General features: G+C 57.8%; 24 protein-coding genes and 1 tRNA gene. 7 read left to right on the forward strand and 18 right to left on the reverse strand.

From position 1 onward, the window contains the following. Positions 1-20 precede the first annotated feature (20 nt). The 9 genes from AC3GOJ_RS00995 to gshA are packed head-to-tail and all read right to left on the reverse strand — an operon-like array spanning position 21 to position 8698. Positions 21-752 carry a uracil-DNA glycosylase family protein gene (locus tag AC3GOJ_RS00995; RefSeq protein ID WP_488235583.1) on the reverse strand — a complete coding sequence of 244 codons (732 nt, stop codon included), beginning with the start codon at positions 750-752 and terminating at the stop codon, positions 21-23. Continuing rightward, positions 749-2071, reverse strand: a complete 1323-nt coding sequence (locus AC3GOJ_RS01000) for an AmpG family muropeptide MFS transporter (protein ID WP_488235584.1) — start codon at positions 2069-2071, stop codon at positions 749-751. Before AC3GOJ_RS01000 ends, AC3GOJ_RS00995 begins: the two co-directional genes overlap by 4 nt. Continuing rightward, positions 2068-2655: a methionine biosynthesis protein MetW gene (metW, locus tag AC3GOJ_RS01005; protein WP_488235705.1), complete on the reverse strand. Its 588-nt coding sequence runs from the start codon at positions 2653-2655 to the stop codon at positions 2068-2070. Before metW ends, AC3GOJ_RS01000 begins: the two co-directional genes overlap by 4 nt. 29 nt (positions 2656-2684) lie before the next feature. After that, positions 2685-3824: a homoserine O-succinyltransferase MetX gene (gene metX, locus AC3GOJ_RS01010; RefSeq protein ID WP_488235585.1), complete on the reverse strand. Its 1140-nt coding sequence runs from the start codon at positions 3822-3824 to the stop codon at positions 2685-2687. Positions 3825-3833: 9 nt separating this feature from the next. Beyond that, complete coding sequence (gene ptsP / locus AC3GOJ_RS01015) at positions 3834-5591, reverse strand: phosphoenolpyruvate--protein phosphotransferase (RefSeq protein ID WP_488235586.1); 1758 nt, start codon at positions 5589-5591, stop codon at positions 3834-3836. Positions 5592-5594: 3 nt separating this feature from the next. Next, on the reverse strand, positions 5595-5870 hold the full coding sequence (locus AC3GOJ_RS01020; RefSeq protein ID WP_488235587.1) for an HPr family phosphocarrier protein: 276 nt from the start codon (positions 5868-5870) through the stop codon (positions 5595-5597). Positions 5871-5891: 21 nt separating this feature from the next. Next, positions 5892-6317, reverse strand: a complete 426-nt coding sequence (locus tag AC3GOJ_RS01025) for a PTS sugar transporter subunit IIA (protein WP_488235588.1) — start codon at positions 6315-6317, stop codon at positions 5892-5894. 10 nt (positions 6318-6327) lie between these two features. Then, the gene (locus AC3GOJ_RS01030) at positions 6328-7410 is read right to left on the reverse strand and encodes an FAD:protein FMN transferase (protein ID WP_488235589.1); all 1083 of its coding nucleotides are present in this window, start codon (positions 7408-7410) and stop codon (positions 6328-6330) included. Positions 7411-7414: 4 nt separating this feature from the next. After that, complete coding sequence (gene gshA, locus AC3GOJ_RS01035) at positions 7415-8698, reverse strand: glutamate--cysteine ligase (RefSeq protein WP_488235706.1); 1284 nt, start codon at positions 8696-8698, stop codon at positions 7415-7417. Between the two features lie 130 nt (positions 8699-8828). Here gshA and AC3GOJ_RS01040 point away from each other — a divergent pair, with 130 nt between their 5' ends. Beyond that, complete coding sequence (locus tag AC3GOJ_RS01040) at positions 8829-10448, forward strand: ABC-F family ATPase (RefSeq protein WP_488235590.1); 1620 nt, start codon at positions 8829-8831, stop codon at positions 10446-10448. 104 nt (positions 10449-10552) lie between these two features. On the opposite strand, the gene AC3GOJ_RS01045 is transcribed toward AC3GOJ_RS01040, so the two are convergent. Then, on the reverse strand, positions 10553-11215 hold the full coding sequence (locus AC3GOJ_RS01045; protein ID WP_488235591.1) for a hypothetical protein: 663 nt from the start codon (positions 11213-11215) through the stop codon (positions 10553-10555). Positions 11216-11293: 78 nt separating this feature from the next. On the opposite strand from AC3GOJ_RS01045, the gene thrH reads away from it, so the two are divergent. Genes thrH through AC3GOJ_RS01060 form a run of 3 tightly spaced genes read left to right on the forward strand, consistent with a single transcriptional unit; the run spans position 11294 to position 13302 of the window. Next, positions 11294-11902, forward strand: coding sequence for a bifunctional phosphoserine phosphatase/homoserine phosphotransferase ThrH (gene thrH, locus AC3GOJ_RS01050; protein ID WP_488235592.1), 609 nt, complete (start codon positions 11294-11296; stop codon positions 11900-11902). A 16-nt stretch (positions 11903-11918) separates the two neighbouring features. Further along, entirely contained in the window at positions 11919-12791 is an 873-nt protein-coding gene (purU, locus tag AC3GOJ_RS01055) for a formyltetrahydrofolate deformylase (protein ID WP_488235593.1), read from the forward strand. 55 nt (positions 12792-12846) lie between these two features. Beyond that, entirely contained in the window at positions 12847-13302 is a 456-nt protein-coding gene (locus AC3GOJ_RS01060; protein ID WP_488235594.1) for a DUF2721 domain-containing protein, read from the forward strand. A 93-nt stretch (positions 13303-13395) separates the two neighbouring features. Here the strand turns inward: AC3GOJ_RS01060 and ltrA are convergent, their stop codons facing one another. The 4 genes from ltrA to AC3GOJ_RS01080 all read right to left on the reverse strand — a co-directional run bounded on the left by ltrA (position 13396) and on the right by AC3GOJ_RS01080 (position 17969). Further along, positions 13396-14745, reverse strand: coding sequence for a group II intron reverse transcriptase/maturase (gene ltrA / locus AC3GOJ_RS01065; RefSeq protein WP_488235595.1), 1350 nt, complete (start codon positions 14743-14745; stop codon positions 13396-13398). A gap of 482 nt (positions 14746-15227) precedes the next feature. Then, on the reverse strand, positions 15228-16628 hold the full coding sequence (locus AC3GOJ_RS01070; protein ID WP_488235596.1) for an ammonium transporter: 1401 nt from the start codon (positions 16626-16628) through the stop codon (positions 15228-15230). Between the two features lie 21 nt (positions 16629-16649). After that, positions 16650-16988, reverse strand: coding sequence for a P-II family nitrogen regulator (gene glnK, locus AC3GOJ_RS01075; RefSeq protein ID WP_488235597.1), 339 nt, complete (start codon positions 16986-16988; stop codon positions 16650-16652). Positions 16989-17057: 69 nt separating this feature from the next. Then, positions 17058-17969: a TorF family putative porin gene (locus tag AC3GOJ_RS01080; RefSeq protein ID WP_488235598.1), complete on the reverse strand. Its 912-nt coding sequence runs from the start codon at positions 17967-17969 to the stop codon at positions 17058-17060. Positions 17970-18316: 347 nt separating this feature from the next. Here AC3GOJ_RS01080 and AC3GOJ_RS01085 point away from each other — a divergent pair, with 347 nt between their 5' ends. Together AC3GOJ_RS01085 and AC3GOJ_RS01090 are read left to right on the forward strand one after the other, a co-directional pair. After that, on the forward strand, positions 18317-18562 hold the full coding sequence (locus tag AC3GOJ_RS01085) for an accessory factor UbiK family protein (RefSeq protein WP_488235599.1): 246 nt from the start codon (positions 18317-18319) through the stop codon (positions 18560-18562). Between the two features lie 3 nt (positions 18563-18565). Continuing rightward, positions 18566-20062, forward strand: coding sequence for a YifB family Mg chelatase-like AAA ATPase (locus AC3GOJ_RS01090; protein WP_488235600.1), 1497 nt, complete (start codon positions 18566-18568; stop codon positions 20060-20062). On the opposite strand, the gene AC3GOJ_RS01095 is transcribed toward AC3GOJ_RS01090, so the two are convergent. From AC3GOJ_RS01095 to AC3GOJ_RS01105, 3 genes are all read right to left on the reverse strand, one after another. Further along, positions 20059-20967, reverse strand: a complete 909-nt coding sequence (locus tag AC3GOJ_RS01095) for a transporter (protein ID WP_488235601.1) — start codon at positions 20965-20967, stop codon at positions 20059-20061. The genes AC3GOJ_RS01090 and AC3GOJ_RS01095 overlap by 4 nt on opposite strands. A gap of 2 nt (positions 20968-20969) precedes the next feature. Next, complete coding sequence (locus tag AC3GOJ_RS01100) at positions 20970-21968, reverse strand: helix-turn-helix transcriptional regulator (RefSeq protein ID WP_488235602.1); 999 nt, start codon at positions 21966-21968, stop codon at positions 20970-20972. 61 nt (positions 21969-22029) lie between these two features. Beyond that, positions 22030-22106: transfer RNA gene (locus AC3GOJ_RS01105), tRNA-Arg, on the reverse strand. A 117-nt stretch (positions 22107-22223) separates the two neighbouring features. Here AC3GOJ_RS01105 and AC3GOJ_RS01110 point away from each other — a divergent pair. Continuing rightward, complete coding sequence (locus AC3GOJ_RS01110; RefSeq protein ID WP_488235603.1) at positions 22224-22661, forward strand: c-type cytochrome; 438 nt, start codon at positions 22224-22226, stop codon at positions 22659-22661. A 58-nt stretch (positions 22662-22719) separates the two neighbouring features. On the opposite strand, the gene AC3GOJ_RS01115 is transcribed toward AC3GOJ_RS01110, so the two are convergent. Then, complete coding sequence (locus tag AC3GOJ_RS01115) at positions 22720-24756, reverse strand: UvrD-helicase domain-containing protein (RefSeq protein WP_488235604.1); 2037 nt, start codon at positions 24754-24756, stop codon at positions 22720-22722. Between the last annotated feature and the right edge of the window lie 87 nt (positions 24757-24843).

Here is a 24843-nt window from a genome sequence, read left to right on the forward strand (position 1 = left end):
CCAGGCGACCGTATTCAGTCTTAAGCCAGCCAGAGACCCTGCTCGATCAACTGCTTCGTTGCAGCCTCCGCCCAACCCCTATTGGCGGCTGGTGACGCCGGGCTCGGATGTAGTACCCGGCCGATTTTGGGTTGATGCACACCACTGGCCAGCGCCCGTTCGGCCTGGGCTTGGGCATAAGCGCCGACACCGATGACCCAGTCTGGCTGCATGGTTTGTACCAGGGTACGCAGATGTTCGTCACAGGCTGCGATAACCGGCGCCATTTCTGCGGCGAGCAATTTATCCGGCGTGACGTTGCGACCCTGGTCAAAGAAGGCCAGGGGGCAATAGTTGGCAACAAAGTGTTCGGCAAAAAACGCTTCCGGTGTTTGAAAACGCTCACGGAACAAGCCCCATAAACGGCGACCACTCACCTCGGAGCGTGTACATGCCCAGCCTTCAATCGGGCGCTTGGGGTTCATGTGCAGTGGCTGACGAATCGGGGCATTAACGCGTAACCATTCGTGCACAATACTCACTTCGCCAAAAGGCACGCCGATCTGCACCATCCCGAAGGGGCCAGGGTTCATCCCCAGGAAAATGACCCGGCGTGGCTGCGGGTGTGCGCCCCACTGGGTCAGATACTGGTCATGTGCGGCACCCGCATAATCCAGCGGGTTATACACATGGGAGACCGGCGCCGAAAACGTCAGTCCGCTGAGTTTGTCGGATAGCCGATGGGCGGCGGTGATCAATGCTTGTGCACTCATGAAGCCGATGCCTCACTGGCGGTGTTGCCGCGTTTGCCAAAATCGTCTTCCGACCAGGGTGCCACCTTGAACAGCAACAGCATGCCCGGAATGGCCAGCACCGCACACAACCAGAAGAAGCCATACCAACCCAACTGCTCGACCAGCCAACCGGCCGAAGCATTGACCAAGGTGCGTGGCACAGCGGCCAGACTGGTAAACAGGGCGAACTGCGTGGCGGTGTAGGCTCGATTGGTCGAGCGGGCAATAAAGGCCACGAAAGCCGCCGTGCCCAGACCGACGCCCAACGCTTCAAAACCGATGACGATGGCCAGACTGGTGAGCTCGGCCGGACCAATGCTGCTCTGGGTTCCGGCGGCGGCCAACCAGGCAAACCCGAAAATAGACACCACCTGCACCACACCGAAGAGCCAGAGGGCGCGGTTGATGCCCAGCTTAACCATCCACAAGCCGCCCAGCAAACCACCGATCACGGCCGGCCATAGCCCGGCATTTTTAGCGACCAGACCGATGTCGCTTTTGGCGTAACCCATGTCCAGATAGAAAGGCGTGGCCAGCGCGGTACACAGGGAGTCGCCCAGTTTGTAGCAGAAGATAAACGCCAGCACGGTCAGCGCACTCTTCCAGCCGGCCCGGTGAATGAATTCGTTAAAGGGTTCAACCACCGCCTGCTTCAGGGTGCGGGGGGCAAGATCATCACCACTCGGTTCTTTCACCCAGAAGGTACACAATACTCCTGGCAGCATGAAGGCGGCGGTAATCCAGAAGACTTCGTTCCAGGGAAGGTGGTCCGCCAGAATCAGCGACACGGAGCCTGGCACCAGCCCGGCCACACGATAGGCATTCACAAATACCGAATTGCCGAGGCCCAGCTCTTCATCACTGAGCAGCTCACGGCGAAAGGCATCCAGCGCAATATCCTGCGTCGCCGAGAACACGGCCACCAGGGCAGCAATCAACATGATGGTGCTGATACCACTGTGCGGATCATAACCCCCGAGAACACCAATAGCGCCGACCAGGCCCAGCTGCGTCACCAGCATCCAGCCCCGACGTCGCCCGAGCTTGAGGAAATTCAACCCGTAACGATCCAGCAGTGGTGCCCAGAGAAACTTCCACGTGTAAGGAAACTGGATCAGCGCAAAAAGACCGATGGTTTTGAGATCAACGCCGCTGGAACGCAACCAGGCAGGCACCAGGTTCAACAGCAGATACAGCGGCAGACCTGAGGCAAAACCGATCAGCACGCAAATAGCCATGTGGCGCGTCCAGAGGGCGCGCCACACACTGGGCTTCAGGGTCGATTCAACGCTGCTCATGCACGACCCAGCCGGCAGATCGCGGTATCACCTAGGAAGTTAATATCTTCGTGCACACGCGCACCGTTATCCAGGGCAATGATTTCATGGATCACGATACCCTGTTCCGCGCACAACGCCTCGAAGTCGGCAATGGTAAAAAAGCGCACGTTCGGCGTATCGAACCATTGATAGGGCAGACTCTCGGATACCGGCATGCGGCCTTTAAGGATAGCCTGACGATGCGTGTAGTAACCAAAGTTGGGGAACGACACCACTGCCTCACGGCCAACACGCAACAGCTCGTTGAGCAGGCCGACGGTGTTCTGAATCATCTGCAGCGAAAGTGACATGATGACGTGATCAAAAGCCCCGGTCTCGAAACCGGCCAGACCGCGCTCCAGATTCACCTGAATCACGTTTACGCCGGATCTGAGACAGGCCAGCACTGAAGACGGGTCTTTTTCAATGCCGTAGCCAATGACCTGCTTTTCATCCATGAGCCGACGTAGCAGCGTGCCATCACCACAACCCAGATCTAGCACCCGTTCTCCGGGCGCGATCCAGCCGGCAATAGCATCGAGGTCGGCACGCAGCGTCGTCAGATCCAGACGCACGGGTTTACGTGGGGCGTTCATAGCACCACCTCTTCGAAATAGGTACGGAGGACAGCGTGATACTGCGCGTCATCCAGCAGGAAGGAGTCATGCCCGTGCACGCTGTCGATTTCAGCATAGCTGACGCGGCGGCCGTTATGCACCAGTGCGGTCATGATTTCGCGGCTGCGCTCCGGCGAAAAACGCCAGTCCGTCGTAAAGGCTACCAGCAGAAAATCGGCTTTGGCGGGTGCCAGCGCGGCATCCAGATTGTCGCCGGTAGTTTCTGCCGGATCAAAATAATCCAGTGCTTTGGTGGTCAGCAAATAGGTGTTGGCATCGAAATAGCCGGAGAACTTTTCCCCCTGATAACGCAGGTAGGATTCGATCTGGAAATCGGTGTCGTAACTGTATTTGAGCGCACCGTCTTTGAGCGAACGCCCAAATTTTTCGGCCATCTGGTCGTCTGAAAGATACGTAATATGGCCGAGCATGCGGGCCAGCTTCAAACCACGCGCCGGTACCACACCCTGTTCATAGTAGTGCCCACCATGAAACTCCGGGTCCGTGAGAATGGCTTGACGGGCAACTTCATTAAAAGCGATGTTCTGTGCCGTGAGCTTGGGCGCGGAGGCAATCACCACAGCATGCTTGAGCCGATCCGGGTAGGCCAGCGTCCATTGCAGGGCCTGCATGCCACCGAGTGAACCACCAACGACGGCCGCCCAGCAGCGCACGCCCAGATGATCCGCTAACCGGGCTTGTGCCTCGACCCAGTCTTCCACGGTGACCACCGGAAAGTCGGCACCATACAGCTTGCCGGTATGCGGGTGACGTGTATTCGGGCCACTCGAGCCGTAGCAGCCCCCCAGGTTGTTCACGCCGACAACAAAAAATTTGTGGGTGTCCAGCGGTTTGCCGGGGCCCACCAGGTTATCCCACCAACCGGCGCTGGTTTCAGGGTCTGCCGGGTCGGTGTAGCCTGCCACATGATGGCTCCCCGATAGCGCGTGACAGATCAGTACCGCATTACTGGCATCGGCATTCAGCATGCCGTAGGTCTCATAGACCAGCGAGAATTCGGGCAGGGCTGCGCCACTCTTAAGCGGCAGCGGTACCGTCGAGTGAAAGGTCTGTGGCTTGACGAGGCCAACCGAACCGGGAGTTACATCTGTCATGTTGTTCTTTTATCTGGCCAGGCTATCGGCCGGCGTCGAATTCAGGCGACGAATCTGTTCACGAATCTGTGCAGCATCATCAAGGCGCAGGAGTTTACGCACCATCGGTGTCAATTGTCCTACATCGGAGGTCAGGATCTGCTGTTTGACTTCAAGAATCTGCGAAGGGTGCATCGAGAAGTGACGCAGCCCCATACCGAGCAGCAAACGTGTCAGCTTGGGATTGCCGGCCAGCTCACCGCAAATCGATACCGGGACGCCGGATTTTTCAGCACCGGCCAGCGTGTGCGCAATCAGCATCAGCACGGCCGGATGGAGTGAATCGTAGAGATCAGCGACCTCTTCATCACCACGGTCGATCGCCAGGGTGTATTGCGTCAAATCATTCGTCCCAATGGATACGAAATCGAGACGCTTGAGGAACATATTGAGCGCCAGTGCTGCCGCCGGGATCTCGATCATGCCCCCCAGCTGGATGTCTTCCCCAAAAGCCACGCGGCGATCGCGCAGCTCTTCTCGGGCACGATCAATGGCAGTTCGGGTGGCATCCACTTCCTGCACATTGGAGATCATGGGAATCAGAATGCGCACCGGACCAAAACGAGCCGCCCGCAAAATAGCACGCAACTGAATGCCAAACATGGCCGGCTCAGATAACGATAAACGGATACCACGCCGACCGAGTGCCGGATTGATGGCGCTACGCGCCTGATCGAGGGTTTTATCCGCACCCAGATCATAGGTACGAATGACCACCGGTTTGCCGGCCATGCCCTTCACAACTTTGCGATAGGCTTCGTACTGCTCATCTTCCGAGGGAATTTCGCGACGGTTGAGAAACAGAAACTCGGTGCGGAACAAACCAATACCATCAGCACCGTTATCCTTGGCGGCCTGTACGTCATCCGGCAATTCAATGTTGGCCAGCAGATCGATATGAAGATCATCGAGCGTCAGCGCCTCGGCTTTTTTCAGGCGCTTGAGTTTGCTGCGCTCGAGTTCGATCTGTGTTTTACGCAGACGATACTCTTCAAGCACTCGCTCATCCGGGTTGATGATGATGACGCCACGGAAACCGTCAACAATCAGCAGCTCGCCATCTTTGATGACTTCCCGCGCGCCGCGCAAACCCACCACGGCGGGAATCGCCATGCTGCGCGCCAGAATGGCAGTATGCGATGTGGCACCACCGACATCGGTCACGAATGCCGCAAAGCGATGCTCTTTAAAACTGATCAGATCCGATGGCGGCAGATCGTGTGCCACGATGATCTGCTCATCTTCCTTAACGCCTTTGGTCGTTTTACTGGAACGACCAATTTTTCCGGAGCGACCCATCAGCTCCTTGATGACTCGTTCCACCACTTGCACGACATCGGCTTTGCGTTCACGCAGGTATGGATCGTCAAAGGCTTCGAACTGTTTGACCAGGGCATCCATCTGCTGGACAAGCGCCCATTCGGCATTACAACCCCGGGTCCGGATCAGGGATTTCGGGACATCAACCAGCTCGGGATCCTGCAGAATCAAACTATGTACGTCGAGGAAGGCGCGCATTTCTGCCGCCGATTCTGCCATGTCGCTGCGCAGGATTTCCAACTCCTCGCGCACGCGCTCGACGGCTTTTTCAAAGCGCAGAACTTCCTTCTCCAGCTGCCTTGCCGGCAGCGTGAGGTGAGACACCTCCAGGGTGGCATGCGACAACAGCTGTGCCTGTCCGATGGCAATACCACCGGATACGCCAAGACCGTGGAGGGTAAAACTCATGCCTTATTCGCCTTCGCCAAAATAATCGTTGATCAGGCCCACCAGCGCCTGCATAGCCGGCTCAGCGTCGTCACCGATGGTTTCGATGGCGACGGTGGTCCCTTTACCGGCAGCCAGCATCATGACACCCATGATGCTTTTGCCGTTGACGCGCCGGCCGTTGCGCTCGAGCCAAACCTCACTCTGGAAGGTGCCGGCCAGTTGCGTAAACTTGGCTGATGCCCGGGCATGCAAGCCCAGCTTATTGATGATTTCAACATCCTGGCGCAACGTCGTCATGAAGAATCCGATTCGAAAGCGTTAATGGGGCACGTCAGCCGTCATGGCCAGCGTACACTCGGTCCCTGCCAGCAACGCCTTTTTTGCAACGTCGGGCAGAGATTTATTACGGTAATTAATCGCCCGCAACAGCATGGGCAAACTGACGCCGGACAAGGCCTCCACTTGGCCCGGCGCAATAAGACGCGTCGCCACGCGCGCCGGCGTGGCGCCGAGCAGATCGGTCAGCACCAGCACACCGGCACCCTGATCCAGAGTCGCCAACAACTGACGGGCCCTGGCTTCTACGTCATCGACGGGCTCATCCTGCCCGGCACTAAGAATGGCCAGAGCTTCGGGAAGTTGTCCGCACATCACATGGCGTGCGCACTCCAGCAGTGCTTCGCCGAGCCGGCCATGGGTCAGCAGCAGAATGCCCACTGGTTTTGTTAAAGAGTTCTCTGTCATAGGTTTGATTTTATGGGGAAACGCGCACGATATTTGGCAGTTTGCCATTATGTGGCTCAAATTTCAGCCGATCCGCCAGTGCGGACGTGACGCGCACCTCGTTATCGGCTGCCACATAAAGCACCGCCTTTAGCCCCAGACGCTGCACCATGGCGGGCCAGGCCTCTGACCCAGCCATAAACAGCGGCTTGGTCAGTACGTCCGAGCGTACCCCGGCCGATGGCCCATCCACCACAATCGTGACAGATTGCACTCCTGTCGGCGGATATCCGGTACGCGGGTCCAGCAGATGCGGGTAACGCTGGCCGTCTACCTCGAAATAGCGCTGATAGTCGCCGGATGTCCCGGTGGCTTCGCCATCCTTCAGCTCTAGAATCGCCAGTGGCCCGGCATAGCGGGGGGCCTGAATGGCAACGCGCCAGGGGTTGCCGTAACGCGACCCTAATGCCATGACGTTGCCACCAATATTGATCAGCACATTACGAAGCCCGGCCGCTTGCAAGATGGCTGCCGCTCGATCCAGGGCCGTGCCTTTCAGCGAGCCGCCGAGATCCAGCGCCACCTGATTGTTGCGACTGCTGACCCAACCGCCGTTCTGATCGGTCTGGATGGTCAGATCACGGATGGACGGGTGCCGGCCCAGCCAGGCCTGAACAGCTGCCGGGTCGGGCAACTGCGCCACATAGCTGTCGGCATGAAATCCCCAGAGGGCGATCAACCGACCAATACCGGGATCAAACAGCCCGTCAGATGCCTTCGAAAAGCCCTGCGCTTCGCTGAGTAAAGCAGCCATTTCCTTGCTCACCGGGGCTTTCTTGCCCGCGGCCAACGCATCGTTTAATTGTGTCAGCTCGGAAGGCTGCCAGGCGTGATACGTGCGATGCATGCGGTCAAACTCGGCCAGCACATCGGCCACCGCCGTGCGGATACGCGCTGCCGGCACATCATCAGCCACCTGGATTTCCACGCGGGTACCAAAGACAAACGATTCACTGGCAACAGGCTTGGGGGCGCTACACCCCGTTAACAACAGAACCGACCAGCCTGCCAGCAGCATCAGCCAGACATGGGAGGCACCACGCCGCCGAATCACGGCCTTAGGCTCCGAACGGGTCGGTGGCTTCCAGCTCGTAAGCAGCGGCCATCAGCGCCAGACGGGCAATGACGCCATAGGCATAAAACCGGTTGGGCGGCGAGTCGGGATTGGCACCGTAGTCCGGCAGGTTACAGCCAGTCTCAAAGGCCAGCGGCTCAAAATGCATACCCGGGGCGTTGAGATTTTCCTCCGGACCACGCGCTTCGTGCACCCGATAAAAGCCGCCGACCACAAAGCGATCCATCATATAGACCACCGGTTCAGCCACCGCATCGCGGATGGTTTCCAGAGTCGGTACGCCCTCCTGAATGATCACGGACGAGACTTCCATCCCTTCTTTGATCACGCTCATCTTGTTACGCTGCTTGCGATTCAGGCCAATGACTTCGCTGGCATCACGCACGGTCATCACACCCATGCCGTAAGTACCGGCATCGGCTTTGACAACCACGTACGGATCAGCATCAATCTTGTACTCGAGATATTTCACGCGAATCCGGTTAAGCAGTTCATCCACGCGCCCCGCTAGACAGTCTTCGCCCAAGCGTTCGTGGAAATTGATATCGTCACAGGTAGCAAAGTATGGATTGATACGCCAGGAATCGATGCCCACCAGCGCGGCAAAGTCGGTCGCCACCCGATCATAAGCCGCAAAGTGCTGACTTTTGCGGCGCACATGCCAACCGGCATGTACCGGCGGAATCAGGGTTTGCCCGGTAGGGGCCTGCAAAATCTCGGGCACACCGGCGGACAGATCGTTATTGAGCAGCACCATGCACGGGTCAAAACCAGCGACCCCCCAGCGGCCATTATTCAGTTGCAACGGCTCCAGGTGCAGCGTCTGGCCATCGTCGAGGGTCAACGTTGTCGGCGCCGTAATCTCGGGCGACACGGACCCCAGGCGCACCGTCAGCCCTGCCTGGCGCAGCACGCCGGCCAGCGTGGCCACATTCCTGAGGTAGAACTGGTTGCGTGTATGGTTTTCCGGAATCAGCAGCATATTGCGCGCATCCGGACAGTACTTTTCAATGGCGGTCTGAATGGCCTGGATGCACAGCGGATAAAACGCCGGATTCAAGTTATTAAAGCCGCCCGGAAACAGGTTGGTATCTACGGGTGCGAGCTTATAACCGGCGTTACGCAGATCGACCGAGGCATAAAACGGTGGCGTGTGATCCTGCCAGGCACAACGAAACCACCGCTCAATGGCAGTTGTCTGATCCAGAAAGCGCTGTTCCAGCGCCAGAAGCGGGCCCGCCAGAGCGGTAGTCAGATGAGGAACCATAATTGCAAGTTTACCCCATGCGCACCAGCCCAGTGCGGCACTGCAACGAACCGACTGGTAGAATGTCGGCTTTAAAAACATCGTCTTAGCACGACCCGTCAACGGGTCGTCACGATTTTCTGGATTTCCCATGCTCGTCGCAAATAACATCACCATGCAATTCGGGGCCAAGCCCCTTTTTGAAAACGTCTCAGTCAAATTCGGCGAAGGCTATCGCTACGGCCTTATCGGAGCCAACGGTGCCGGTAAATCCACCTTCATGAAGATTCTGTGCGGCGTACTGGAACCCTCTGCCGGCAACGTCAGCAAAGATGTCAACGAGCGCATGGCGTATCTGCGCCAGGATCAGTTTGCTTACGAAGACCAGCGTGTACTCGACGTTGTGCTACAGGGCCACGAAGAAATGTGGGCCTGCATGCAGGAACGCGATGCCATCTACGCCAACCCGGAAGCCACCGAAGACGACTACATGAAGGCCGCCGAACTGGAAGTAAAGTTCGCCGAATACGACGGCTATACCGCCGAAGCCCGCGCCGGTGAGCTGCTGCTGGGTGTTGGCATCCCGATCGACAAACATAACGGCCCGATGCGCGAAGTTGCCCCCGGCTGGAAGCTGCGCGTCCTTCTCGCCCAGGCGTTGTTCGCTAACCCGGACATCCTGTTGCTTGACGAACCGACCAACAACCTGGACATCAACACGATCCGCTGGCTGGAAGACGTGCTCAACGAGCGCAACGCCACCATGATCATCATCTCCCATGATCGTCACTTCCTGAACCAGGTATGTACGCACATGGCCGATCTGGACTACGGCAAGATCACCACCTACGCTGGCAACTACGACGACTTCATGGAAGCCTCAACGCAAGCCCGCGAGCGCCAGGCCAATGCTAACGCCAAGGCCAAGGAACGCATCGCCGAACTGCAAACCTTCGTGCGTCGCTTCTCGGCCAACGCCTCGAAAGCCAAGCAGGCTACCAGCCGTCTGAAGCTGATCGACAAACTGAAGCCCGAAGACGTCAAGCCGTCATCGCGCCAGTATCCGTGGATCCGCTTCGAGTTTGACGACAAAGACAAGCTACATCGCCAGGCGGTCGAAATTGATAGCCTCAGCTTCGCCTACCCCGACTGCGAACCGCTACTCAAGAACCTGTCACTCAACATTAATGCCGGCGAAAAGATCGCCATCATTGGTGAAAACGGTGTCGGTAAAACCACCCTGCTTAAACTGCTGCAGGGCGAACTCACACCCACCGCCGGCACCATCAAGTGGGCGGAAAAAGCCAAGCTCGGCTACTTCGCCCAGGATCACGCCGCTGACTTTGCCTCAGACACCAATCTGACCGACTGGATTTCGGGCTATGTCCGTGCCGGTGGTTACGAAGGCTCGGATGTCGAAACACTGATCCGTGGCACACTCGGCCGCCTGCTGTTCTCGGGCGACGATGTGAAGAAACCGGTTAAGGTAATTTCCGGGGGTGAGCAGGGCCGAATGATGTTCGGCCGCATGATGCTGTTGCATTCGAATGTCATGCTGATGGATGAGCCGTCGAACCACCTGGACATGGAATCGATCGAATCGCTGAACACCGCGCTGGATCTGTTCAAAGGCACGCTGATCTTTATCTCGCATGACCGAGAGTTCGTGTCATCACTGGCCACGCGCATCATCGAGATCAAGCCGGATCACAGCGTGATCGACTTCCAGGGCAACTACGAAGACTATCTGCTCAGCCAGGGCGTGAACTAAGCCCTGCGCTTCGGCGAAGGGCAAGGGGTAATTTTGTCTTGATTTTGGACGGCACGTCCCATGAGAGACGAGTTTGCCCCGCGCCCTAAGCTCAGGCTCGCGAATTAGGGCTTCTGATTCTTAATCGCCTGCTGCGCTTCATACGCGGCCTTCTCTGCGGCGCGCTGCTGTTCAGCGGCTTCGCGCTTCGCCCGCTTCTCGGCGGCCTTGCGATCTCGCTCTGCCGATGCGGCCTGAATCTCCGCATCACTCTTGAGCGGGGTCGCTGATTGCTCGGCGTCGCGGATCTTGCGCTCTTGCGCCACCTGTTTGATGGTTTTACCTTCGTCGATGGCTTTCTTAATCGAGCCCGACGGCGGATTCGGCTGACGCAGTTCGGCCGGCGGATCGGCCAGCTGATTCACCAGACGGCGCTCACGCACTTCGCGATCAATCACAGCAGCCTGCGCTTCCAGCGCTCTCGCCTTTTCGCGCTGCTCGTAGCGACGGTCTTTGGCTTGATCAATGCAATAGTTCACCAGAATCTTGCTGTAGCAGTTCCAGGTGTCGATCTCGAGCTGGCGATCCGCTTCGGCACGAATGGCCTTGCCCTCATCCTTGAGCGCCCTGGATTCCTGATCGCGCACTTCCAGAACGGCAGGATCAAATATCGGCGCTGGCGTGGCTGCCTGGACCCCGGCAACGGATACCAGCACACCCGCCCCCAGTGCAAAATTGAGCACCCGGTGCGGCAAAACCCGTAACGAAGCAGCAAAAAAACGAATCATTGGCACGCATTGTAGGTCAGGCGCGCGGCATCGGGTAAAATTTAGCTTTTATTTATCGTGCTAATCAGGAGTCCCGCCGTGCAAATCGTCTGTCTTGACCTTGAAGGTGTTCTTGTTCCGGAAATCTGGATCGAATTCGCCAACCGCACGGGCATTGAAGCACTGCGCCGCACCACGCGCGATGAGCCGGACTACGACAAACTGATGAAGTACCGCCTGGACATCCTGCGCGAGCACAAGCTCGGCCTGCCTGACATCCAGAAGGTGATCGCCGAAATGGGCCCGATGCCGGGCGCTAAGGATTTCCTCGACCAGCTGCGTCAGGATTTCCAGGTGATCATTCTGTCGGACACCTTCTACGAATTTGCCATGCCGCTGATGAATCAGCTGAATATGCCGGCACTGTTCTGCCACAAGCTGGAAGCCGATGCCGAAGGCATGCTGGTCAACTACCACCTGCGCATGCCGGATCAAAAACGTGCCGCTGTTAAGGCCTTCAAGGGTCTCAACTTCAAGGTGATGGCCGCCGGTGACTCTTACAACGACACGGCTATGCTGGGAGAAGCCCACGCCGGCATCCTGTTCCATCCACCAGAGAACGTGATCCGTGAATTCCCGCAATTCCCGGTAACGATGAACTACACCGAACTGAACGACGCCATCCGCAGCGCCTCGGCCCGCATCTAAGACACCCTAGGCAGCTATGCATCGCGAACGTTTCTATACCCTCACCGCCTCCTGCCCGGATCGGGTAGGGATTGTGGCAGCCGTTTCCGGCTTCTTTGCCCAACACGGCGGCTGGATTCTTGAAACCACGCTGCACTCCGAGCCGCCCAACGAAGAAGGCGTTGCCGCCTACTTCATGCGTCTGGAAATCAAAGCCGACTCACTGCCGTTCGATCTGGAAGGTCTCCGCGCAGCATTCAAACCAGTCGCCGACGAATTCAATATGACCTGGAAGATCTCGGATTCTGCCAAGCGCAAACGCGTGGTGATTCTGGTGTCTAAACAGGAGCACTGTCTTTACGATCTGCTGGCACGCTGGCAATCGAAAGAGCTGGATATCGACATCCCCTGCATCATCTCTAATCATGAGACGTTGCGCGGCTTTGTCGAGTGGCACGGTATTCCCTTCCATTACGTGCCCGTCACATCCGAGAACAAGCCCGAGGCTTATGCCCGCATCGGCCAGCTGTGTACCGAAGCACAGGCCGATGTGATGGTGCTCGCCCGTTATATGCAGATTCTGTCGCCCGAGCTTTGTGCACAGTTCTCAGGCCGCATTATCAACATCCACCACTCATTCCTGCCTTCATTCGTGGGTGCCAAGCCGTATCACCAGGCCTGGGAACGCGGTGTCAAACTGATTGGCGCCACCTGCCATTACGTCACGGCAGATCTGGATCAAGGTCCGATCATCGAGCAGGATGTGATCCGTATCGATCACTCCGACTCGGTGGAAGACATGGTGCGTTACGGCAAAGACATTGAAAAAACCGTATTGGCTCGTGGTCTGCGCAACCATCTGGAAGGCCGCGTACTCATTCACGGCAACAAAACCATCGTCTTCCGTTAATCCGCCGCCCGGACGATTGTGCTGACCGGGGGCGCATCCTGCCGCAGGAGCTCTCATGATCACCGGTCAGCCCGTTACTGATATTGCCCACGTGGTACAAATGGCCGTTGCGCCGGTGTTTCTGCTCACCGGCGTTGGTGCGGTGCTGTCTGTGCTGACCACGCGCCTTTCACGCGTGATTGACCGGGGTCGGCAGCTCGATCACTGGGTCTCCGAAGGCCATGACCCTAGCTGGTACGAACACGAGCTCCAGAAGCTGGCCAAGCGGAACACGTTGATCAATACCGCCATCACCCTGGCCACGATGGCTGCCTTCTTCGTATGCGCGGTCATTCTGGTCATCTTTACCAGTCAGCTCTTTCCCAGCCAGTCGGTCTTTGGTGATGTCATCACCACCTTCTTTATTCTGGCCATGCTCTGCCTGATGGGCTCACTGGCGTTTTTTCTCGGTGAAATCAAAGTTGCCACCACGATTCGATATTTCGGTCACTCGCGCCCACCGCGTGCCTGAATAAACGGGATAGGGGTGGTCAGACATCCTGACCCATCCCCTCCCACACCACCCGGCATGCGGGTCCGCACCGGGCGGTTCGAGTAGTTGAGGTCATGACAGACGAGGAACCCCTAACCTGTCAAAGTAATTGCTCGGCATCACAATGTGCAGATCGTAGCGGCTGGTATGCCACCATCTTCTGCCGTTTCCCGCTATACGGGCAGCCAGGTCTGCTCTCGCACCCATGGCGACCAGTTCGCGGTAGATTGTTGTGCCTCGCGTCCATTGCTTCAATTGCAGCGCGCGCAGTCTGTGTCTGACCCACGCGTCCAGTTCCCGGAACACTTTGGGCGTCTGTGCGATCTGGAAGTACCCCTTCCATCCCGGTATGTACGCCTTCAGTCCCTGCACGACTTGTTCCATGCTCAGGCCCCCCGTGCGGCGCGTGATCTCCCGCACCCTGGCCTTGAAGGCGTCGAGCGCCTTGTGTGCCACCGCATGCTTGATCTCTCCGCGTCGGGTTTGCCACAGGCAGTAGCCCAGGAACTTGCGTCCGATCACAGAAGCCACCGCCGTTTTGCCTTCGTTGACCTTCAGATGCAGCCGGTCATAGAGTTGGCGTAACGCCACCAGCACCCGTTCACCCGCTTTCTGACTGCGCACGTATACGTTGCAGTCGTCCGCGTAGCGCACGAATCGGTGACCGCGTCGCTCCAGCTCCCGGTCCACTTCGTCTAGTAACACGTTGGCCAACAACGGCGATAGTGGGCCTCCTTGCGGGGTCCCCTCGTGTCGGGGCACCGCTACGCCTGTTCCCATCACCCCCGCTTGCAGGTATCGACGGACCAGTCGCAGCACGGCTTTGTCACCGATGCGCTTGGCCAGTCTGTCCATCAAGATGTCGTGGTTGACCCGATCAAAGAATTTCTCCAAGTCCACATCCACGACCACCCGGTGGCCTGCTTGCACGTGCCGCTGTGCCTGTCGCACGGCGTCATGCGCACTTCGGCCCGGTCGGAAGCCGTAGCTGTGCTCAGAGAATGTTGGGTCGATGATGGGTTGCAATACTTGCAACAGGGCTTGCTGGATCAGACGATCCGTGACGGTCGGTATCCCCAGTTCCCGCGTGCCGCCACCGGATTTGGCAATCTGCACTGAGCGCACTGGCTGTGGCCGGTAGTCGCCCGTTTGCAGTTGCTCCCGGATTTGGGGCCAGTGGGCTTTGAGGTGTTGCGCCGTCTGGGCAATGGTCAGCCCATCCACGCCTGCGCTGCCTCGGTTGGCTCTGACCAGTTTCCAGGCCAGCTTGAGGTTGTCTGCCGCGAGTGCCTGCTTGAGCAGGTCTCGCCCCAAGCCTTCGTCTCCAGTTCGCGCCGGACGTGCTTCATCGCGCTTCGCTTCTGGCTTGGCTTCACCTTGCCTGTCTGCGTCTCGCCCTGGCTGGCCAGGCTTCTGATGCATTGCACTTCCAAGCGACATGGTCGATTGACTTTCCTTCTCGTTCGGCCCTTCGCAGGTCGCCCCGCTACTATGGCCTCTGCTGACTTCTCGCTCCGGCGATGCCGTCGCCCTTTCAGGCATTAGGCGAGATCTCTCCAGGTAAGAACGCCATCTTTCCCTGCACAACCGTCGGATTTACGATGCCTGACCTTTGACCACAAGAGCTTCGCGGCCATTTGCCCGCTCGCCCTGATCGGCACCGCCTCATATCCGATTCTTGTCCATCGGCTCGCAGTTTCGTTCCACGCTTCCTTCCCACGCTCGGTCGCCCTCACGCAGTTGCGCTTCCCTTCACTCGCTGTGGTCAGCTCGTGGGAGGACTTGCACCTCCAAGATTGCGTCCATGCTGGACGCACAAAAAAGGCGGGTTCCGAAGAACCCGCCAAATCCACACGGAGAGGAGAAACCGAGGGGGTATTACCTTTGCATATAACGACCGACCATTAATCGTGATATGCGTTTTCACCGTGGGAGGTGACATCCAGGCCTTCCCGTTCCTCGTCTTCCGGAACACGCAGACCCATAACAACATCGAGCAGCTTGAAGACGACGAAGGCCACCACGCCAGACCAGAGAATCGTCGTACCGACAGCCGTGGCCTGGATCACCACCTGATCGGCGATCGAGTAACCTTCGGCAACCGCATTCGTGACGTAGTCGTAGATGCCCGTGCCACCCAGCGCCGGGTCAGCAAACACACCCGTCAACAGTGCGCCAGTGATACCACCCACGCCATGGATGCCAAAGACGTCGAGCGAATCATCGACCTTCAGCATCTTCTTCAGGCCCGACGCGCCCCACAGACAGACCACGCCACCGACCAGACCGATGATGATGGCACCGCCGACACCGACAAAGCCTGCGGCAGGGGTGATCGCAACTAGGCCCGATACGGCACCAGACGCAGCACCCAGCATCGAAGGCTTACCCTTGATCAGCCACTCGGCGGCCATCCAGGACAGTGTTGCAGCTGCTGTAGCCACCCAGGTATTCACAAATGCCAGCGATGCAGCACCACTGGCTTCCAGTGCCGAACCGGCGTTGAAACCGAACCAGCCGAACCACAGCAACGAGGCGCCGATCATGGTGAAAGTCAGGTTGTGCGGCGACATGGCTTCACGACCGTAACCGATACGCTTACCGGCGATGTAGGCAACTACCAGACCCGCCACAGCGGCGTTGATGTGCACCACGGTACCGCCGGCGAAATCAAGTGCGCCCTTCTGGAACAGGTAGCCTGCCGTTGCACCGGCGGCTTCTGCCGCTTCCGCCGAGGTATAGGCATCCGGACCCGCCCAGAACCACACCATGTGGGCCACCGGCAGATAGGCCAGCGTAAACCAGGCCACCAGACCGATCAGCACCGCCGAGAACTTGATACGCTCCGCCCAGGCACCGACAATCAGCGCGCAGGTAATGGCGGCAAACGCGCCCTGGAAGACCACAAAGGTCAGCTCGGGAATGGCCACACCCTTCGAGAAAGTCCCGGTCAGTGTTTCACCGTTAATGCCCTTCAGCAGCAGCTTGTCCAGCGAGCCGAAGAAGGCGTTATACAGCGAATGACCTTCCGTAAATGCCACGCTATAGCCGTAGATCACCCACAGCAGCGAGATCAGGGCAAACACCACAAAGACCTGAATCAGCAGCGACAGTACGTTCTTCTTGCGAACCAGACCGCCGTAGAACAGGGCCAGACCCGGGATCGACATCAGAATCACAAACGCCGAGCAGACCATGATCCAGGCGTTATCGGCCTTGTTCATCACCGGTGCCGCAGCTTCCGGTTCAGCCAGTGCCAGACCACTGACTAGCAGCGGCAAAAGCATTGCGAGATACTTTTTCATGAAAGACTCCTTGGTAACCGTTTACAGTGCCGTCTCACCGGATTCGCCGGTGCGGATACGGATCACTTGTTCCAGCGGGAATACGAAAATCTTGCCGTCGCCGATCTTGCCGGTAGCCGCCGACTTCTCGATGGCTTCAACAACCTGCTCCAGAATGCTGTCCGCGACAGCGGCTTCCAGCTTCACCTTCGGCAGAAAATCGACCACGTATTCAGCGCCACGATAGAGCTCGGTATGGCCCTTCTGACGACCAAAGCCTTTGACTTCCGTCACGGTCACGCCCTGTACACCGACAGCGGCGAGTGCTTCACGCACTTCGTCCAGCTTGAACGGCTTGATGATTGCGGTAACGAGTTTCATGAACTGTTTCCTTGTGTAATTTGTTTCTGATGGGGTTCACCGTGTGGATGAACCCCGTTTCGAGCTTGATTAGAACGTCTTGGTGATCTGAACAACACCGGTGGCGTTGCCGAGGTTCCGTGGCGTCCCCGTCATGTTGTTGCTGCTATCCCAGGTTTTCGACAAGCAGTACGGCTGCGTTGAAGTGGCTGCATTTCCACAATTGCCATTCGCATTCGTCTGAATGTAAGAGGCAGAAGCCATCCAACCGTTGCCTAGGTCTTTCGTGACACCAAGCTTCCAGTCCACATAGTTGGCAGCGCTGTAGTTGCGCACTGCCAGGAACCCCAAGTGACCAACGACACCCCAGGTTGTCAGCGAGGGATCAATGAAGCCCAGATCCTGTGTACCTGTCAGATCTGTATAGCTCGTGCCCGAAGTACTGCCACCAGTCGGCGATAACTGACTGAAGTAGTCAGAGAATGCAATGTATTCTTTTAGGCTCAAGGTCTTCCAGTTGCCACCAATGTAGTACTCGAAGTTGTTGACCATGCCTTGGTTCACGCCACCGTAACCAACACCATCGCCTGCAACCCACGGGCTGGTAGCACTGGAACCCTTGCTGCCCGGGTATAGATAAAAGAGTACCCCGGTATCCAGCCCAAAGTCTTCGTTGAAGGCATATTTCCAACCACCGTATAGGTCAGTTTCGAGGTAGCCGCTCGGATAACCAGCACCCGACTGAACATTCGAGTTCCAGTTTCCGACGTAGAAGCCATAAGGCATGGTGATATCAAAACCACCTTGGATGGCCGGCTGACCGAAGGTCTGAGCGATACCCCGGAAACGGTATTCGCTTACCAGTGACACGTTGGCAGTTATAGCCCAGTCCGTACTCGGGCCGGCTTCCACTTCATCTTTACTTGCATCGTTCGTCTGTGCCACAGCAGCCATCGACATGGCGGCCAGCGATGCGGCGAGGAGCGTCTTCTTAAAGGTCATGGTCTTGGTTCCTTATGCGAAAAGAAAATAATTGCTACGCAACATCTAATGCATAGACCGTGCCAACTCTCTGCCAGCGACGAATAAAACTGTGCAACCCATTGATTACAAGCAGTCTGTTTTGTTGACGCACACCTATTTAGCGAAACTTTCTTAGGCTTTCAGGCTCTAGAACAGCACACACCTATTTAACGCGATGCACAAATCTGGACGCACCGTTTTGAAGCAGGCTTTCTTAAGCCAGTCTTAATGCACAACAATGGTGCGCCAAATGGCCTGTTTGGTAAATACCATCAGCGCTGGCCCATGCTAGACTGATCCATCTCATTTTTACGGCGCTATGCAAGATGCTTGATCCTAAAATGTTTGAAGACTTCACCCAGCGCATTTCCAATCTGATCGCCAACAGCCCCGCAGCAGAAGTAGAAAAGAACGTGCGCACCATGATGAGCGGCTTCTTCAGCAAGCTGGATCTGGTCACGCGGGAAGAATTTGATACCCAGGCCAATGTCCTAGCCCGTACCCGCCAACTGGTCGAGCAACTGAGCGCCCGGCTGGATCAGCTGGAAGCCCAGGACCAGAAACCCCAATAACCCATGACGCTGGCGCTCATTCATACCCGAGCGCTGGATGGGCTACAGGCACCGGCCGTGGTGGTCGAAGTGCATGTGGCCAACGGGCTCCCGGCGTTTAGTCTGGTGGGGCTGGCCGATGCCGAGGTGCGCGAGGCACGGGATCGTGTCCGTGCCGCCCTCTTAAGCTCCGGCTTCGAATTTCCCGCCCGCCGTATCACGGTGAACCTGGCCCCTGCCGACTTACCCAAAGACTCGGGCCGTTTTGATCTGCCCATTGCGCTGGGTCTGCTGGCCGCCTCGGGCCAGCTCCCGGCACAAAACCTCGATGACTACGAATTTGCCGGCGAACTTTCGCTCACCGGTAGCCTGCGTCCGGTGCGTGGTGCACTGGCTTTAGCCCTGGCCAGCCAGCAGGCCGGCCGCACGCTGATTCTGCCCGAGGCCTCAGGCAGTGAAGCCGCTCTGGCTGAGGGTGCCTCGGTTCGCACGGCACAGACCCTGCGCGAGGTCTGCGCTCATCTCATGGGCGATGATGCGCTACCCCGCGCCCGCAAACCCGATCTGCATCACTTGAGCACCTACCCAGATCTGGCTGATGTGAAAGGGCAGGCTCAAGCGCGGCGTGCGCTAGAAATTGCGGCGACGGGTGGCCATGCGCTACTGATGCTCGGCCCACCCGGCACAGGCAAATCGATGCTGGCCACCCGGCTACCGGGCATTCTGCCGCCACTGGACGACGACAGCGCCCGCATTTCCGCCGGCATTCAATCATTAGCGGGTATTTTCGAGCCCGCACATTTTGGCGAACGACCCTTTCGCGCACCCCATCACAGCGCCTCCCCGGCCGCCGTGATTGGCGGCGGCAGTCAGGCCATGCCAGGTGAGATATCACTCGCCACCGGTGGGGTGCTGTTTCTAGATGAGCTCCCGGAATTTGATCGACGGGTGCTTGAGTCCCTGCGCGAACCGCTGGAAACCGGCGAGGTCCACATCGCCCGCGCCAATCGTCGCGCCAGCTATCCGGCGGCCTTTCAGCTGGTCGCCGCCATGAACCCGTGCCCCTGTGGTTATCAGGGCCACCCCACGCGGGCCTGCCGTTGCACGCCGGAGCAGATCCAGCGTTATCGCAATCGTTTATCCGGCCCCTTGCTGGATCGCATCGATCTCTGCATCGAGGTGCCGACCCTGTCGTCGGCTGATCTAGCGCAAAGCGGCCCCGGCGAAGCCTCCGCGGTGGTGCGTGAACGCGTCATGACGGCTTGGCGTATTGCCCTCCGAAGGCAAGGGTCGGTCAATGCCCGTCTGGAAGGCAAAGCCCTAGAACAACAGGCCATTCTGGATGTTGCCGGACAAAACCTACTCAGCCAGGCCGTCAATCGGCTGGGCCTGTCTGCCAGGGCTTATCACCGGCTCCTACGAGTTGCCCGCACTATTGCCGATCTGGCAGGTTCCGAACAGATTAGCGCCGCGCATATTGGCGAAGCAATCCAGTTCCGCCAGTTGTATAGCACCCACTAACGGCTATCAGCCCAGCGAAGCTGCCAGACCACCCCGTACATCGTGTAGTACTGCCCCTGGTTAAAGAAACTCCCTTCAGCCACATGAAACTTGATCGCGTTATTGCTATTCACTGGCATTGAGAAGGTAGCGCCGAACAGCCAGTTCTCCTGCGTGTTATTTTTCTGGATACCATTCACAAAACTCTGCCCACCCGAGTAGTACGTTATGTCGGTGGATAACCAGGCAGTGGATGGAAAGTAAAAGATCACATGCCCCGTGCCGGAATAGATCGGGCTCTGCGACAACACATTCCCGCCGTAAAAATTGTTGTTATTGGAAAAGAACGTTGCATCCCCGGAAAGCTCGAAACGCCACGGCCCCTTGGCCTGTGACACGCCCAATCCCGGTTGAATGAAGCTGCGGTTCGCGCCGACATTAAACAGCTGGTTGCTGTTGTACTCGCCCCAGGGCAACGCCGCAGACAGATTGGCACCCACAATCAAATCCTGCTGATAATTTTTGAACTCATCCACTGACAACGCGGGTGCGCCATAGAGGTTAGTCGCCAATCGGATGATCGGATCGGTCAGGCCCACCGACGATCCGCTAATCACTTGACTGCCGGTGCTCGTGTGTCCGTGCAACTGCGCATAGGGCACGATCACATTCACCTTGCCAGACTGCCCGAAGAAATCAAAGGTGCGGTTATAAGCCAGCAACTCCGTATTAAGCTGAAACTTATTGGTGGTGACCTGTGTAAAACCCACGCCCAGAAAGTTATAGTTAACCGGCGCATTCGAATACAGGCGTGCTTCAATTTCCTGCGCCTGCACGGCACCCCCAAAAGACAACGCTGCCACATAGACAACCCACAGGTAGCGCCACAACGTCCGGCGTAACAACCCGTAAGCGCTGCTTAACACGATCAGTCTTTATGTGCCGCCAGCGCAGACTTCAGCTTGTCTCGCACTTTAGCACGCAGGGCCGGTGGCCCGATCACTTCCACCTCCGGCATATGGCGCAGAATATCCATCACCAGTTCTGTTTCAATACTGTAAGGCACATCGAGTTGATAGCACCCATCAGGCAACACACTGCCGCGCTGATCCGGGTGCCACTGTTCGGCCGCCACCCAGCGCGCCCGCGCCGGCGTAAAACGCAGTTGCGCCCATTGTGTCCGCGCCCCGCCAAAAATCCCGTAACCGTTCTGCACGCGGCTATCCAGCACCGAAGCCGCCACTTCCTTGGCGCGCTTATCAAGCAGCGCCACTTCGCTGAGCGTCTCCACCGCAAAACTGCGCAAATCCTTGCGCAGATGACACCAGGCATCGAGATACCAGTTACCCCGATAGAACACTAGGCGTTGTGGCGAAATCTCACGGCTCGTGGTCTCATCCCGGCCGCGATGCCAATGCTGTAGTTGCAGTCGTTGGCGCTTGAGCAGGGCCGAGGCAATCAAGGCAAAGTTGGCGGGTTCCGGCGCCCGCTGGCCCGTATGCACAATACGGATACGGTCTTCAATATCTTCTGGCCGGTTCTGCTGGCTACCGAGCAAAGCCGACAGACGTGACTGTAAAGGCGCAATATGCGGCCCGAGCAACCCCGGCTGCACGGTGTTGAGTAGCTGCTGCATCATCAGCAGGGCATAAATTTCGCTGGCGTTGAACCAGAGACCGGGCAATTCGTATTTGGGACCACTGGCCGCTGATGCCGTCGAGATCGAAGCCCCATCCTGGGCGAACCGGTAACCACCGCCCAGACGATCGTAGATAATCGGCGCATTGAGCCGATCCCGCAGATATTGCAGATCCCGGCGCAGGGTGGCACGGGAAACACCGAGCGCTTCCTGAATGGCTTCAAAGGAAAGACAGCGCTGCTCATTGAGCAGCTGATCAATGCGGTAAAAGCGTTCGGTACGATCCAAGCCGCCGCCCCTGTGTGGGTGAGGCCTACCTTCTTTGCAGACTACAGGCAGGCCAGAATTCTGGCGCGCTCGACACGATTCGAACGTGCGACCCTTGCCTTCGGAGGGCAATACTCTATCCAACTGAGCTACGAGCGCGTGCGGGCGAAGTCTAGCCGTTTTTGGCCCGACTGTCCAAAGCATCCCCAAGCCGTTGAGTTCCCGCTATAATTAGCAAATAATTCGCCCATTTACCTTTCGCGCACAGGATCCATCATGGCCGACAAGAATTCCAGCAGCAAAATCATGTATCTCTCCATCGCCTTGGCGGTGGTTCTGATGGCAGTGGTTGTACCATTCTCGATGAGCGGTAAAGGCAAGTCCGACGCCGTGAGCGGTGCTGACGATGTCGAATCGCGCATTGCGCCGGTAGCCAAAATCGAACTCCAGGCTGGCGGCGGCGCGGGTGGTGTGAAGGACGGCAAAACCGTTTACAACACCGTATGTGCCGGCTGTCACGGCGCTGGCGTGATGGGTGCACCGAAGATGGGTGATAAGGGTGCCTGGGCTGGTCGTATCGGCCAGGGCATGGCGACGCTGAATGCCCACGCGATCAATGGCTTCAAGGGCATGCCAGCCCGTGGCGGCGCAGCCAGCCTGTCGGATGACGAAGTGAAGGCCGCTGTACAGTTTATGGTGGACGGTTCCAAGTAACCTCAGTCGGCTGATCGAACGAGGGACGCTCCGGCGTCCCTTTGTTTTTGCGGGTCCGTTAAATCGCGCCCGAGTCGCCCGGTGGGGTTTTCTGCAACATGGCCTTGAGAAAATCCAGCTTGGCCGTTGAGGTCGATTTTTCAACGACCGTCTTGCTAGCAGACGTGGCCGTCTCGCAACCCATCTCCTGAATAAAACGGGAGGGTTCGCATGGCACCAGATCCTTACCCTGACGTCGTTTTTCGCACCAGGTGATATGCAGGCTGCGCTGGGCACGGGTAATACCCACGTACATAAGACGGCGCTCTTCTTCCAGCTTCTCAGCCTCTTGCGATTCACGGTGCGGCAAGATGCCTTCTTCTACACCCACCAGGAATACGTGACCAAACTCCAGCCCCTTGGCGGCATGCAGCGTTGATAGCTGCACGGCATCGTAGTCTTCACCCTGATCACGGCGTTCGAGCAGCGACATCAACGCCATGGTCTGCACGATTTCGGCCAGCGTCTTGCCGTCGTCGTCACTCTTCTTGGTAATCCAGGCGTGAAACTCCTGTACATTCCCCCAGCGGGTTTCAGCCGTGCGTGCCTCTTCCTGGTCGTACAGCCAGTTTTCGTAATCAATCGCGGTCAGAATATCGGGGAAGACATCGGCCGCCGATTCCCGCTGCGCACGCCACTGGAAGCGGTTAATAAACTCACCGAATTCGCGTAACGGCTGCAGCACACGGCTATTCACCTGTGCGGCAAAACCTTCTTCAAACAGCGCTGCAAACAGGGAGATCTGGCGTTCGGCCGCATAACGCCCCAGTGTTGCCAGGGTCTGGCTGCCAATACCCCGGCGCGGCGTTGTGGCGGCACGAATAAAGGCCGGATCATCGTCGTCGTTGACCAGCAGGCGCAGATAGGCCAGCAGATCCTTGATTTCGGCTTTGTCAAAGAAGGACTGGCCGCCCGATAGCAGATAAGGGATGCGCTGCTGGCGCAGGGCCTGCTCGAACACCCGGGCCTGGTGGTTACTGCGATACAGGATGGCGTAGTCCGAAAACTTGGCCCGATGCTCGAAACGGTGACCCTGCAGCTTCATGACGACCGTTTCGGCTTCGGCCTCGCCTTCGGCGCAGGCGATGACATTAATATGGGCGCCCGGTCCGTGTTCCGACCAGAGCGCCTTGGCAAACAGTTTGGGGTTGTTCTGAATCAGCGTATTGGCGGCTTCCAGAATCTTGCCGGTAGAGCGATAGTTCTGCTCCAGCTTAATGACTTTGAGCTGCGGAAAATCTTCGGTCAGTCGGCGCAGATTCTCGACGTCAGCCCCGCGCCAGCCGTAAATGGCCTGATCGTCGTCACCCACGGCCGTGAACGACGCGCGCACCCCCGTCAGCTGTTGCAGCAGGCGGTACTGGGCCGTATTGGTATCCTGATATTCATCCACCAGAATGTGGCGGAATTTATCCTGCCACTTCTGCCGAATCTCGGCGTTGTCCTGCAGCAGGGTCACCGGCAGCCGGATCAGATCATCAAAGTCCACCGCCTGGTAGGCGTGCAAGGCATTGGCGTATTCCAGATAGACGCGGGCGGCGATGGCCTCCTCTTCGTCTTTGGCCGCGGCCGCGGCTTCTTTCGGGCTGAGCAGGGCATTTTTCCAGAGGGAAATGGTGGTCTGCAACCAGCGTAGCTTCGCCTTGTCCGTCGTACCGCTCAGCTCATTGATGATGCCCAGGCAGTCTGCCGAGTCAAAGATGGAAAACCCCGGCTTGTAACCCAGCGTTTTGGCTTCTTCACGCACCATGCGCAAGCCAAGCGAATGAAAGGTGGCGATGGTCAGCCCTTTCGGCGCGCCTTTTGACACACTCGCCATGCGCTTGGCGATGCGCTCCGACATCTCCATGGCTGCTTTGTTGGTAAAGGTAATGGCCGCCACCTGATGGGGCTTGATGTCGCAGGTCTCGATCAGATGCACGATCTTCTCGGTAATCACCCGCGTTTTACCCGAGCCGGCGCCGGCCAGCACCAGCAAGGGGCCGTCCAGGTAGAGAATGGCTTCACGCTGGCGCTCGTTGAGGCCGCTGAAGGTGGGTATGGCGGGTGCAGACATGGGCGCGGATTGTACCGTTCTCCCGGCCTGACTGCCCAACCTGCTGCTTTTAAATATTTTTCACCGAGCGACACACAGGCTCACCTG

This window comes from Fluviibacter sp. (assembly GCF_057744235.1).